General features: G+C 69.8%; 13 protein-coding genes. 11 read left to right on the plus strand and 2 right to left on the minus strand.

The window, feature by feature from the left end:
* Positions 1-19 precede the first annotated feature (19 nt).
* The 3 genes from hemW to Q7X29_RS10300 all read left to right on the plus strand — a co-directional run bounded on the left by hemW (position 20) and on the right by Q7X29_RS10300 (position 2,221).
* The gene (gene hemW, locus Q7X29_RS10290) at positions 20-1,207 is read left to right on the plus strand and encodes a radical SAM family heme chaperone HemW (protein WP_316574029.1); all 1,188 of its coding nucleotides are present in this window, start codon (positions 20-22) and stop codon (positions 1,205-1,207) included.
* Between the two features lie 42 nt (positions 1,208-1,249).
* Positions 1,250-1,792 carry a DinB family protein gene (locus tag Q7X29_RS10295; RefSeq protein WP_316573906.1) on the plus strand — a complete coding sequence of 181 codons (543 nt, stop codon included), beginning with the start codon at positions 1,250-1,252 and terminating at the stop codon, positions 1,790-1,792.
* A 201-nt stretch (positions 1,793-1,993) separates the two neighbouring features.
* Entirely contained in the window at positions 1,994-2,221 is a 228-nt protein-coding gene (locus tag Q7X29_RS10300) for a hypothetical protein (RefSeq protein WP_218717366.1), read from the plus strand.
* A 90-nt stretch (positions 2,222-2,311) separates the two neighbouring features.
* Here the strand turns inward: Q7X29_RS10300 and Q7X29_RS10305 are convergent, their stop codons facing one another.
* On the minus strand, positions 2,312-4,099 hold the full coding sequence (locus Q7X29_RS10305) for a hypothetical protein (RefSeq protein WP_316573907.1): 1,788 nt from the start codon (positions 4,097-4,099) through the stop codon (positions 2,312-2,314).
* Positions 4,096-4,494: a hypothetical protein gene (locus tag Q7X29_RS10310; RefSeq protein ID WP_316573908.1), complete on the minus strand. Its 399-nt coding sequence runs from the start codon at positions 4,492-4,494 to the stop codon at positions 4,096-4,098. Before Q7X29_RS10310 ends, Q7X29_RS10305 begins: the two co-directional genes overlap by 4 nt.
* Before the next feature lie 295 nt (positions 4,495-4,789).
* Between Q7X29_RS10310 and hrcA the strand changes: the two genes are divergently transcribed.
* The 8 genes from hrcA (at position 4,790) to era (ending at position 12,340) form a co-directional block, all read left to right on the plus strand.
* Positions 4,790-5,824 carry a heat-inducible transcriptional repressor HrcA gene (gene hrcA, locus Q7X29_RS10315; RefSeq protein ID WP_218717363.1) on the plus strand — a complete coding sequence of 345 codons (1,035 nt, stop codon included), beginning with the start codon at positions 4,790-4,792 and terminating at the stop codon, positions 5,822-5,824.
* Positions 5,825-5,954: 130 nt separating this feature from the next.
* Positions 5,955-7,109, plus strand: a complete 1,155-nt coding sequence (gene dnaJ / locus Q7X29_RS10320) for a molecular chaperone DnaJ (protein WP_218717362.1) — start codon at positions 5,955-5,957, stop codon at positions 7,107-7,109.
* 4 nt (positions 7,110-7,113) lie between these two features.
* Entirely contained in the window at positions 7,114-7,854 is a 741-nt protein-coding gene (locus Q7X29_RS10325; protein WP_316573909.1) for a 16S rRNA (uracil(1498)-N(3))-methyltransferase, read from the plus strand.
* 210 nt (positions 7,855-8,064) lie between these two features.
* Positions 8,065-9,126, plus strand: a complete 1,062-nt coding sequence (locus tag Q7X29_RS10330) for a PhoH family protein (RefSeq protein WP_218717394.1) — start codon at positions 8,065-8,067, stop codon at positions 9,124-9,126.
* Between the two features lie 63 nt (positions 9,127-9,189).
* The gene (ybeY, locus tag Q7X29_RS10335; protein ID WP_189033070.1) at positions 9,190-9,744 is read left to right on the plus strand and encodes an rRNA maturation RNase YbeY; all 555 of its coding nucleotides are present in this window, start codon (positions 9,190-9,192) and stop codon (positions 9,742-9,744) included.
* Complete coding sequence (locus Q7X29_RS10340) at positions 9,741-11,114, plus strand: hemolysin family protein (protein ID WP_218717360.1); 1,374 nt, start codon at positions 9,741-9,743, stop codon at positions 11,112-11,114. The genes ybeY and Q7X29_RS10340 overlap by 4 nt, the downstream gene beginning before the upstream one ends.
* Positions 11,107-11,442 carry a cytidine deaminase gene (locus Q7X29_RS10345; protein ID WP_218717359.1) on the plus strand — a complete coding sequence of 112 codons (336 nt, stop codon included), beginning with the start codon at positions 11,107-11,109 and terminating at the stop codon, positions 11,440-11,442. The genes Q7X29_RS10340 and Q7X29_RS10345 overlap by 8 nt, the downstream gene beginning before the upstream one ends.
* Positions 11,435-12,340, plus strand: a complete 906-nt coding sequence (era, locus tag Q7X29_RS10350) for a GTPase Era (protein WP_316573910.1) — start codon at positions 11,435-11,437, stop codon at positions 12,338-12,340. The genes Q7X29_RS10345 and era overlap by 8 nt, the downstream gene beginning before the upstream one ends.
* Positions 12,341-12,411 lie beyond the last annotated feature (71 nt).

Here is a 12,411-nt window from a genome sequence, read left to right on the forward strand (position 1 = left end):
TGCTTCCGGGGCTCCCGGCGTGACACCGGCCGACGCCGATCGGCCGGTGCTGCGCGATTTCGGGGGCGGCGCGTTCGGGGTCTACGTGCACGTGCCGTTCTGTGCGACGCGCTGCGGTTACTGCGACTTCAACACCTACACCGCGGGGGAGCTGGGCACCTCCGCGTCGCCGCAGTCGTGGCTCGAGGCGCTGCGCGGTGAGCTCGCGACCGCGGCGACCGAGTTCGCCGCGCTGCCGAGCGCGACGCCGCCGGTGTCGACGATCTTCGTCGGCGGTGGCACCCCCTCGCTGCTCGGCGGCGACGGACTGGCCGCGGTCCTGGACGCGGTGCGCGCGAACTTCACCCTGGCCGCCGACGCCGAGGTGACCACCGAATCCAACCCGGAGTCCACCTCGCCGGAGTTCTTCGAGCGCATCCGGGCCGCCGGCTACACCCGGGTGTCGCTGGGAATGCAGTCCGCCGCCCAGCACGTGCTGAAGATCCTGGACCGCACCCACACCCCCGGCCGCGCGGTCGCGGCGGCGAAGGAAGCCAGGGCTGGCGGGTTCGACCACGTCAACCTCGACCTCATCTACGGCACGCCCGGCGAGACCGACGCAGATCTGGACGCGAGCCTCGACGCCGTGCTGGCCGCCGGGGTCGACCACGTCTCCGCCTACTCCCTGATCGTCGAGGACGGCACCGCCTTGGCGCGCAAGGTCCGTCGCGGCGAACTGCCCGCCCCCGACGAGGACGTGCTGGCCACCCGGTACGAACGCATCGACGCCCGCCTCGCCGACGCGGGCCTGGCCTGGTACGAGGTCTCCAACTGGGCCGCCGACGACGATGCCCGCTGCCGGCACAACCTCGGCTACTGGGACGGCGGCGACTGGCTCGGCGCCGGCCCCGGCGCGCACAGCCATGTGGGCGGCGTCCGCTGGTGGAACATCAAGCACCCTGCCCGCTACGCCGACCGCGTCGCGCTCGGCGGCCTGCCCGCCGCGGGCTGGGAAGCGCTCACCGACGACGAGCGCTACACCGAACACCTCATGCTCACCGTCCGCCTCCGGACCGGCCTGCCGCTGGCCACTCTCGCGCCCACGGCCCGGACCGCGCTGGACCGTATCCTCGCCGACGGCCTCGCCGAGATCACCGGCGAGCACCTCGTCCTCACCGACCGCGGCCGTCTGCTCGCCGACGGCGTGGTCCGCGACCTGCTCGACTGAGCCGCCGAAATTCGGTGTCGGTCCCGCCGTCGCCGTGACACGATGCGCAGCGTGTCTTCCTCGCGGAATGAGCTGGTGCGCTGGCGGTTCGACCTGACCTGGTCGCTTCTCGAGTTCCATCTCGACCGGCTGTCGGCGGCGGACTTCCGCTGGGAGCCGGCCGAACTGTGCTGGACGCTGCGGCCGGACGACACCGGCGGATGGGTCGCGGACTGGGCCGACACCGAACCCGACCCGATCCCGGTCCCGACGATCGCGTGGCTGAGCTGGCACATCGGTTGGTGGTGGAGCGTGGCCACCGACCATCTGGCCGGCCGGCCACCGCGGCAGCGGACCGACATCGGGTGGCCCGGACCGGGAGCGCCGACGATCGCCTGGCTGCGTCGGCTGCGCACGGACTGGATCGCGATCCTCGACGCGCTCGACGACACCGACCTGGACGCGCCCTCGGCCTACCCGTGGCCGGCCGATGCCGGGCTGACGAACGCTCATCTGGTCTCCTGGGTCGATGCGGAACTGATGAAGAACGTGGCCGAGATCGGTCAGCTGCGACTGCTGCGGGCGGCTCGGACACAGGTCGCTTGACACCGATTCGTGACCGGATTTCCGGGGCTTTCGGGTGGCGCGGACGTAATCGAGGATCGCCCGGTCAGCGTCATGAGCGGACGTGATGCACACCTCACCGCAGGGCCCGCGCACCGGGGTCCGCAAGCGCGAGGTTCGGTGGGTTCGGGGCCGAAGATAACGATTGGGGGCGTAGGCTTCGACTCGATCCTAGGGAGCTATATGTCCACCGAACGGCACATCACCCTCGTCCACGAGCAGAGCGAATTCGCTGAGGCGCGCTCTGCGGAGAAGGCGGAGAACGCGCGGCAGTGCGCGGTCGCCGCCCGCACGGTCGCGTCGCATTCCAACGACGCGGAAGATTGCGTATCGCTGCTGGCGATGCTCGGCCTGGATGCCCTCGCGGGCAAGCAGGTGGGCGCCGCTTCCACCGCCGCCGCCCGGAGCTGAATCGGATCGGACCGCCCCCTCTGGGCGGTCCGAGCCGGCGGCCGACCGGATCGGCCGCACAGACTCGATGCCTTCGGCTCACTGACCTGGTCAGACCCGAGCCGAGGCCGCGTGCTGCGCGTCCGGCCCGCCGCCGTCCGCGCCACCGATCACGCCCCCGACCACCGTCGGCCGCCTGTCGCCGAGGAGTGCGTCGGTATTCGCCTGCGTGATCAGGTATTCCGGCACCGCGCGCTCCGTCTCACCGGTCGGTGGCAGCCCGGGCCCCAATGGTCCGGCGTAGTACCACCGATCGAGTCCACGGGTCGGCGCCGGGACAGTCGGCGGATTCGCGCCGATGACCGGACCCACCGCCCCGGGCACGCTCCGTCCGGCTTCCGGACGACCGCAGGCGCCGTTGTCCACTGGACCGATGCCTGCCCCCGCCCCACTGCGCCCTCCCGGATGGAGGAAGGCGCCGTCGTGTGCCGGCCGGTAGTGAGTGCCGGCCGCCGGACGATCTCCCACCGCGGTCGCCGGCATCGACGATCCCGCCCTGCTGTCGCTGAGGTCGAGGGCGGCGCGGCCGAGCGAAGTCGCCGATCCCTCGATACCCGGGAGCGCGGGCACTGAAGAAGCCACTCCCGGACCACCCGGTTGCGAAAACCCCGGACCGCCGGGCGCCCCCGAGAACGCGGTACTCACGCCCGCACTCGACGACGACACCACGGTGGACCCCGCCACCGACTCCACGTCCGGACCCAGGTCGTCGCCCGATCCGAACGCACCCCGATCCTCGACCTCCGAGCCCGGATCACCCCACCCTGCCAGCTCCGAGCCAGGGCCACCCCACCCCGGCGTCTCCGTGTCAGAGCCACGCCAGTCCGCCGCCGAGTCGGTGACCGTCGACCTTCCGATCGTCGAGCCGCTGTCATCCGCCGTGCCATCGCTCGTCGCCCTATCGTCCGCCGCGCCGATGCCCGGTGACGAGACCTGAACCGGCCGGTCCGCTGTGGTCGCTGAGGAACTCGTCCCACCACTCGCCGACACGGAATCCTCGCCTTCCACCGAGCCCTGGTGGTCGCTACCCGTCGCTGATGGGTGGTTGCCTGCTGTCGGCTGTGCGCGGGCGGTTCCCGTCGCCGGCGGGTCGCTGCGCGTCGGAAGCGCGTGGTCGCCACTCATCGTCGGCGGGTGGTTGCCTCCCGTCGGCAGCGCGTTCTCGCGGTTCGAACTCCCGACGATCACCCACTGTCGGCCGGAATATATGTCGGAAACGCACCGTCGAATCGGCATGGGCAGCACCGGAATCCTGCCGTCGATAGCACCGAACGGCACCACATATCGCTCCCGCATCGCGATCCTCGCGTTCTCCTCCGCGGACGCTGCCGCACGATGTGCGGTTGCCGCGTCCATCGGTGACATCGGATGCGCGGCGGCCCCGCTCATCGGCGACATGGCTGCCTCACCCATCGGTGGCAGCATCGGAGACTTGCCCCCGACGCTCATCGAGGAGATCGAGGTTCCCGCGCCGTCCACGACCAGCTCGGGGATCGCGTACTTCGTGGCGACGATCGCCTCGGCCGCGGCCCGGACCAGGCCTGGAAGCTCCAGCAGTGCCGGCGTCAACTCCCGCGCCTGCGTCACATACGCGCGCACGGCCGCTGCGGCCGCCTCGGCCGCCACTCCCGCCCATGCCGTCGCGAACGAGCCGTGCACGGCTCGTTCGAAGGCGTCCAACCCCTCGGCCCACCGTGCCGCGATCCGTTCGAACCGATCCGCCTGCGTGACCGCGTCGGTCACCTCGCGCGAGGTGAACGCCGCCACGATCTGCGCGTGACGCCAATTCCAGGCGTTCTCACCGCCGTCGGGAATCGTGCTCGGCTCGTGCCCGGTCATGGCAGTCGCTGCCGGAAAGTTGGTTGTCCCGCATCGGTTTCGGCCGCGCCGACCTGTCCGGCCCAGTCGTCGTCGGTGCGTATCAGCTCGTCCCGCGCGGACCGGCACGCGGACCGGAGGTCGGCGACGATGTCGGCATGAGCCGCCAGCACCGCGGCGATGCTGTTCGCGTCGCCGTCGGCCTTGGCGCGCAGCCGGGCCACGACGGTGGCCGCGGAGATCAACCTCGCGTCGTCCTCACCCAGACCCCATCGCGTCCGCGCGCCGATCTCCCCGGCCAGCGCGATGAGCTGGCCGATCACGCGCAAGAACTCCGCACACCCCCGATCGAATCCGGCGAACTCCGCCGGATTCAGCGCCACCCCCGTGGCGCCGTCGCTGCCGTTCCGCTGCATCACAAAGCCCCTCCCCGCCCGCCGTGGACACCCGAAAAACGCTGGTAAACAGCTGAATCAGTGCCGAACGTACGCCGCTGTCGACGGCGGTACCAGACCCAACGTGCCACCTGTGGACAAACCGCGGCCTGTGCACAACTCCGCTCCGGCACGACCATGTGAGCGGGCGATCCGGGACTGGACAATTAGACTGGACAACGAGACGCTGCGAGCGTCCGCGTGCGAGTCTGTGCGTCGAACACAGCGGTACACGCGGGCCGATGACGTACCCGGCACGAGCGAGGAGGTGGGGTCGATGGCGTCGAGCACCGAGGATCGGCGATTCGAGGTCCTGCGAGCGATCGTCGCGGACTACGTCGCCACCAAGGAACCGATCGGCTCCAAGTCGCTCGTGGAACGGCACCACCTGGGTGTTTCCAGTGCCACGATCCGCAACGACATGGCCGTGCTGGAGGCCGAGGGGTACATCACCCAGCCGCACACCAGCTCGGGCCGCATTCCCACCGACAAGGGGTATCGCGAGTTCGTCGACCGGATCGCCGAGGTGAAGCCCCTCTCGGGCGCCGAGCGGCGCGCGATCATGGAGTTCCTCGAATCCGGCGTCGATCTCGACGACGTCCTGCGTCGCGGCGTGCGCCTGCTGGCCCAGCTCACCCGTCAAGTGGCGGTCGTGCAGTACCCCACGGTGTCGGCGTCGATCGTTCGGCACATCGAGGTCGTCGCGCTCAATCCGGCGCGCCTGCTGCTGGTGGTGATCACCGACACCGGCCGGGTCGATCAGCGCATCGTCGACCTCGGCGCGGTCATCTCCGACGACGATCTCGCCGCCGTGCGCGGCCTGCTCGGTGGCGCCATGGACGGCAAGCTGCTGTCGGTGGCCAGCGCCTCGGTGGCCGGCCTGCCGGAGCGAGCGCCCGCCAAGATCAAAGACGTGCTCGTCCGGGTCTCCACGGTGCTGGTGGAGACCCTGGTGGAGCATCCCGAGGAACGGCTGGTCCTCGGTGGCACGGCCAACCTCACCCGCAATGTCGCCGATTTCGGTTTCCCCGGCTCGCTGCGGACCGTGCTGGAAGCACTCGAGGAACAGGTCATCGTGCTGAAGCTGCTGGCCGCGGCGCAGCAGCCGGGCCAGGTCATGGTGCAGATCGGCGAGGAGACCCAGGTCGAGCAGATGCGCGGCACCTCGGTGGTGTCCACCGGCTACGGCGCGGCGGGCGCGGTGCTCGGCGGCATGGGTGTGCTCGGCCCGACCCGCATGGATTATCCGGGGACGATGGCCTCGGTGGCGACCGTCGCCCGCTACATCGGCGAGGTACTGGCCGAAAGGTGACGAGGGCCGGAATCGGCCCGAACCGCAACTGTTAAGGTCGGTACTTCGGCCGGTAAAGTTGAGTGGATTCGACTAAGGATGCGCCCGGCGCTCGGCTGGACCACAGCGACCAAGGACTAGAGAACTCACAGTGGCACGGGATTACTACGGACTGCTCGGCGTCGGCAAGAACGCCACCGACCAGGAGCTCAAGCGCGCCTACCGCAAACTGGCCCGCGAACTGCACCCCGACGTGAACCCGGACGAGGCCGCCCAGGCCAAGTTCAAGGAAGTTTCGACCGCCTACGAGGTACTGACCGACCCGGAGAAGCGCCGGATCGTCGACCTCGGTGGTGACCCGCTCGAAAGTGGTGGCGGCGGAGCCGGTTTCAACGGCGCCGGCTTCGGCGGTCTGGGTGACGTCTTCGAGGCGTTCTTCGGCGGCATGAGTGGCCAGGGTGGTGGCGCGCGCAAGCCGCGCGGCCGCGTCCAGCCCGGCGCCGACTCACTGATCCGCACCCGGCTGAGCCTGGCCGAATGCGCGGTCGGCGTCACCAAGCATCTGACCGTCGACACCGCCATCCTCTGCGACATCTGTCAGGGCGCGGGCACCAACGGCAACTCCAAGCCGGTGCGCTGTGAGACCTGTGACGGTGCCGGTGAGGTGCAGTCGGTGCAGCGGTCCTTCCTGGGCCAGGTGCTCACCTCGCGTCCCTGCCCGACCTGCCGCGGCGCGGGCGAGACCATCCCCGATCCCTGCCACAAGTGTGGTGGTGACGGCCGTGTCCGCGCGCGTCGCGAGATCGCCGCGCCGATCCCGGCCGGTGTCGCCAACGGCATGCGCGTGCGCCTTGCCGCGCAGGGCGAGGTCGGCCCCGGTGGCGGCCACGCCGGCGACCTCTACGTCGAGGTCGTCGAGCAGCCGCACGACACCTTCGTCCGTGACGGCGACGACCTGCACTGCACCGTCCGGGTCCCGATGGTGGACGCGATCCTGGGCACCACGGTCGTCGTGGACACCATCCTCGACGGCCCGACCGAGCTCACCATCGCGGCGGGCACCCAGCCCGGCGAGATCATCCAGCTGCGCGCCCACGGCATGCCCCGGCTGCGTTCGGGCGCCCGTGGCGACCTGCTCGCGCACCTCGACATCGTCGTGCCGACCAAGCTGGACGGCAAGCAGACCGATCTGCTGCGCAAGTTCAAGGGCCTGCGTGACAAGGATCGCGCCGAGGTGATGTCGTCGCAGTCCGAGCACAACAGCGGCCTGTTCGCCCGGCTGCGCGCCTCCTTCAGCGGACGCTGAGGCCGTGGCCGCGACGGTCTTCTACCTCGACGAGGTGCCCGAGCCGGGTGTCGTCGCCGTCCTGGACGGTCCGGAGGGCAGGCACGCGGCGACCGTGCGCCGGATCAAGGTCGGCGAGCCGATCACCCTGTCCGACGGACGCGGTGTGCTGGCCGAATCGGAAGTCGTCGCGGCCCAGAAGGACCGGCTCGAACTCGCGGTGCACCACCGGCGGATCGCCCCGCCGGTGACCCCGCGGGTGACCGTGGTGCAGGCGCTGCCCAAGTCGGATCGGTCGGAGCTGGCCGTCGAGTTGATGACCGAGGCCGGCGCCGACGTCATCGTGCCGTGGCAGGCGGCGAGGTGTGTCTCGAACTGGGAAGCCAAGGCCGCCAAGGGCGTCGAGAAGTGGCGCGCCGCGGCCAAGTCCGCCGCGCGGCAGTCCCGGCGGGCCTACATTCCCGAGGTCGCCGACCTGCACCGCACTCGCGACCTGGTGGAACTGGTGCGCAGGGCCAAGGCCGAGGGCGCGATCGTCGCCGCCCTGCACGAATCCGGCGCGGGCAAGTTCACCGAGCTGCCGCTGGCCGCGGCGCGCGAGGTCGTCCTGATCGTGGGTCCCGAGGGCGGCCTCGACGACGCCGAACTGGCCGCCCTGGCCGAGGCGGGCGCCGACTCCGTGTTGCTCGGCCCGACCGTGCTGCGCACTTCCACGGCTGCCGCGGTGGCGCTGGGAGCACTCGGCGCGCTTACCCCGCGCTGGTAGATCACGGCCCCCCGTCCGCCGCCTTCCGCTCGTGACCTGCGATCACCGGTCGATCGCGGTTCGGCCGATCCCGCCGTTATATCGCTGGGCGGTGTCGGTGCCGCGCGTTAAACTGAGCTCATCGAACACACAGTCGAGACCGGAAGCAGGCCATAGCCACTTTTGAAGAACTCAGGCGAGATCGGCGACCCCACCAACCCCGTATCAGGCATCGGCGCAGGCGGAAACAACGCGGGTCCCGCAGCGCGAACAGTGCGTTCCAGCATCGAACTCGCGCCGGAGTCTGTTTTCCCGTTCCTCGGCTCGGCCGACCAGAATCTCCGTCAGCTGGAGAAGCTTCTCCCGGCCGACATCCACGTCCGCGGCAACACTGTCACCATCACCGGTAAGGCGGGCGATGTGGCGCTGGCCGAGCGCGTCATCGAGCAGCTCGTGGCGCTGACCGGCCGCAATCGGGTGATCACCCCCGAAGCGGTCCGGCACACCGTCTCGATGCTCACCGAAGGCGTGTCCGAATCGCCCGCCGAGGTGCTGAGCCTGGACATCCTGTCGCGCCGCGGCAAGACCATCCGCCCCAAGACGCTGAACCAGAAGCGCTACGTCGACGCGATCGACGCCAACACGATCGTGTTCGGCATCGGTCCCGCCGGTACCGGCAAGACCTACCTGGCGATGGCCAAGGCGGTGCAGGCCCTGCAGTCCAAGCAGGTCACCCGCATCATCCTGACCAGGCCCGCGGTCGAAGCCGGCGAGCGGCTGGGCTTCCTGCCCGGCACTCTCAACGACAAGATCGACCCGTATCTGCGGCCGCTCTACGACGCGCTGCACGACATGATGGACCCGGAAGCGATCCCCAAGCTGCTCGCCTCCGGCGTCATCGAGGTCGCGCCGCTGGCCTACATGCGTGGCCGCAGCCTCAACGACTCGTTCATCATCCTCGACGAGGCGCAGAACACCACGGCCGAGCAGATGAAGATGTTCCTGACCCGTCTCGGCTTCGGTTCGAAGATGGTCGTCACCGGTGACATCTCGCAGGTCGACCTGCCCAACGGGCAGCGCTCGGGCCTGCGCGCGGCGGCGGAGATCCTCGTCGACATCGACGACATCCATTTCTCGGAGCTCACCAGCGCCGATGTGGTGCGGCACCGGCTGGTCTCCGACATCGTCGACGCCTACGACCGGTTCGAGTCCGACACCCGCGCGGTGCCCGGCCCGCACTACCCGGGCAACCGGGCGCAGCGGCGCGCCGCCGGGCGTGCGAACCGGGGGTAACTCACGCCACGCTGGCCCGATGCCGCTCCCGGCGGCGTCGGGTCGGCACCGTACCCTGAACAGGTGAGCATCGAGATCGCCAACGAATCGGGCATGGACGTCCCCGAAGAAGACCTGGTCAGCGTCGCACGTTTCGTCATCGGCCGGATGGACGTGCATCCCGCCGCCGAGCTGTCGATGGTGCTCGTCGATCTCGACACCATGGCCGACCTGCACGTGCGCTGGATGGACCTGCCCGGCCCGACCGACGTGATGTCGTTCCCGATGGACGAGCTGGAGCCGGGCGGTCGTCCCGACAGCCCCGAGCCCGGCCCGTCGATGCTCGGTGACATCGTGCTCTGTCCCGAGTTCGCGATGGGGCAGGCGCAGAAGGCCGGCCATTCCCTCGATCACGAGCTGGCACTGCTCACCGTGCACGGGGTGCTCCACCTGCTCGGCTACGACCACGCCGAGCCGGAGGAGGAGAAGGAGATGTTCGCGCTGCAGGCCCAGCTGCTCGAGGAGTGGTACGTGAGCCTGCGCGAGGAACAGCGACGCGCCGAACTGGCCGAGCGGGATGCCCAACTCCTCGGCAAGGCAGGTTTCACCGCACCGGGTGACGCACTGGGACCCGCGTGACCTCACTGACCCAGATCCTGCTGGCGATCCTGCTGATCGGGCTCGGCGGGGTATTCGCCGGGGTGGACTCGGCGTTGAACACGGTCTCGCGCGCCCGGCTCGACGACATGGTCCGCGAGGAACGGCCCGGCGCCGCGCGGCTGCGCAAGATCGTCGACGACCGCCCCCGGTACGTCAATCTCATGGTGCTGCTGCGCATTCTGTGCGAGATCACCGCCACCGTCCTGCTCGCCGCCGCGACCCTCGAGCTGTGGAGCGCGGGCACGGCACTGCTGGTGGCCGCCGCGGTCATGGTCGTCGTCTCCTACGTGGTGATCGGCGTCGGTCCGCGAACGCTGGGCCGCCAGCACGCCTATTCGATCGCGCTCGGCGCCGCGGTGCCGCTACAGATCATCGGCGCGCTGCTCGGCCCGGTGAGCAGAGTGCTGATTCTGCTCGGCAACGCGATCACCCCGGGTAAGGGATTTCGCAACGGCCCCTTCGCTTCCGAGATCGAGCTGCGCGAAGTCGTCGACATGGCCCGCGAGCGCGGCGTGGTCGCCGACGACGAACGCCGGATGATCCAGTCGGTGTTCGAGCTCGGTGACACCGCCGCCCGCGCGGTGATGGTGCCGCGCACCGAGATGGTGTGGATCGAGGCCGACAAGACCGCGGCCCAGGCGATGTCGCTGGCGGTGCGGTCCGGGCACTCCCGGATCCCGGTGGTCGGCGAGAACGTCGACGACGTGCTCGGCGTGGTGTACCTGAAAGACCTTGTCCCGTACGCCGATCGCAGCCGCAAGGTGACCGTGCGCGAGGTCATGCGCCCCGCGGTGTTCATTCCCGACTCCAAGCCGCTCGACGATCTGCTCGACGAGATGCAGCGCCGCCGCAACCACATGGCGCTGCTGATCGACGAGTACGGCGGCATCGCGGGCCTGGTGACTATCGAGGACGTGCTCGAGGAGATCGTCGGCGAGATCGCCGACGAGTACGACACCGACGAGACCCCGCCGGTGGAGGACCTGGGCGACGGCCGCTATCGGGTGTCGGCGCGGTTGTCGGTGGAGGACCTGGGCGAGCTGTACGGCCTCGACATCGAGGACGAGGACGTCGACACCGTGGGTGGGCTGCTGGCCCACGAGCTGGGGCGCGTCCCGCTGCCCGGGTCGAAGGTGACCGTCTACGGGCTGGTCCTGCGCGGCGAGGGCGGCGCCGACGCACGCGGGCGGATGCGGGTGAACACCGTGCTGGTGCGCCGCGAGGCCGACAAGGACAAGAAGACCGACAAGTCCCGCAAGGGCAAGACCAACGGCACCGAGCAGACCACCAACGGCACCGCGCCGACGGAGGTCACCGTGCCCGACGACAACGGAGAGACCGATGAGTGAACTGGACGCCGAAGACAACAAGCTGCTGGTGCTGGCCCGGGGCGCACTGGGCCGCACCGGCGGCGCGAGCGGTGCCGCCATCCGCGACACCGATGGTCGTACCTACGCCGCGGGCGCGGTGGCGCTGACCGCGCTGCGCCTGACCGCGTTGCAGGCCGCGGTGGCCGCCGCGATCTCCAGCGGTGCGGAGGGTTTCGAGGCGGCGGTCGTCGTCGGCGGTGACGCCGAGGACGCGGGCATCGCCGCGGTGCGCGAGGTCTCCCCGTCGGCCGCGGTGATCCGCACCGATCGCGCCGGCGCCGTGCTGAGCGAGGTGCACGGTGGCTGAGAAGGAATTCCGTTCCGGCTTCGTCTGTTTCGTCGGCCGTCCGAACACCGGCAAGTCGACGCTGACCAACGCCCTGGTCGGCACCAAGATCGCGATCACCTCCTCGCGCCCGCAGACCACCCGGCACACCATCCGCGGCATCGTGCACCGCGACCACGCCCAGCTGATCCTGGTCGACACCCCCGGCCTGCACCGTCCGCGGACCCTGCTCGGCCAACGCCTCAACGATCTCGTGCGCGACACCTACTCCGAGGTCGACGTCATCGCCCTGTGCATCCCGGCCGATGAGAAGATCGGCCCCGGTGACCGCTGGATCGTCGAGCAGATCAAGATGATGGCGCCCAAGACCACCGTGCTCGGTGTGGTCACCAAGATCGACAAGGTGGGTCGCGATCAGGTCGCCCATCAGCTGATGGCCGTCTCGAAACTGCTCGGTCCCGAGGCCGAGGTGGTTCCGGTGTCGGCGGTCAAGGGCGAACAGGTCGAGGTGCTCGTCGATGTCATCGCCTCGAAGATGCCCGAGGGCCCGGCGTTCTACCCCGACGGCGAGATCACCGACGAGCCCGAGGAAACCCTCATGGCCGAGCTGATCCGCGAGGCCGCGCTCGAGGGCGTGCGCGACGAGTTGCCGCACTCGCTGGCCGTGGTGATCGAGGAGATCCAGCCCTACGAGGCCAACGAGGACATGCTCGAGGTGCATGCCCTGCTGTATGTCGAACGGCCGAGCCAGAAGGCGATCATCATCGGCAAGAACGGTTCCCGCCTCAAGGAGGTCGGCACCAACGCCCGCAAGCAGATCGAGCACATCCTGGGTACCCGGATCTACCTGAACCTGCACGTGAAGGTGGCCAAGGACTGGCAGCGCGATCCGAAACAGCTGGGGAAGCTGGGCTTTTGACCGTTTGAGCGTCGGCGGTACGGGGTATCGTTCGGCGAATACGCCGACAGTGCCCGGCGTGCTCGCTGATC

Origin of the sequence: Nocardia canadensis, from assembly GCF_032656385.1 — a bacterium.
Lineage (GTDB): Bacteria > Actinomycetota > Actinomycetes > Mycobacteriales > Mycobacteriaceae > Nocardia > Nocardia canadensis.

Excerpts from the sequence above, each read along its gene's own strand:
- Q7X29_RS10295 (WP_316573906.1), top strand. The coding sequence starts at position 1,250 with ATGCGCAGCGTGTCTTCCTCGCGGAATGAGCTGGTGCGCTGGCGGTTC.
- Q7X29_RS10300 (WP_218717366.1), top strand. The coding sequence starts at position 1,994 with ATGTCCACCGAACGGCACATCACCCTCGTCCACGAGCAGAGCGAATTC.
- Q7X29_RS10305 (WP_316573907.1), bottom strand. The coding sequence starts at position 4,099 with ATGACCGGGCACGAGCCGAGCACGATTCCCGACGGCGGTGAGAACGCC.
- Q7X29_RS10310 (WP_316573908.1), bottom strand. The coding sequence starts at position 4,494 with ATGCAGCGGAACGGCAGCGACGGCGCCACGGGGGTGGCGCTGAATCCG.
- hrcA (WP_218717363.1), top strand. The coding sequence starts at position 4,790 with ATGGCGTCGAGCACCGAGGATCGGCGATTCGAGGTCCTGCGAGCGATC.
- Q7X29_RS10345 (WP_218717359.1), top strand. The coding sequence starts at position 11,107 with ATGAGTGAACTGGACGCCGAAGACAACAAGCTGCTGGTGCTGGCCCGG.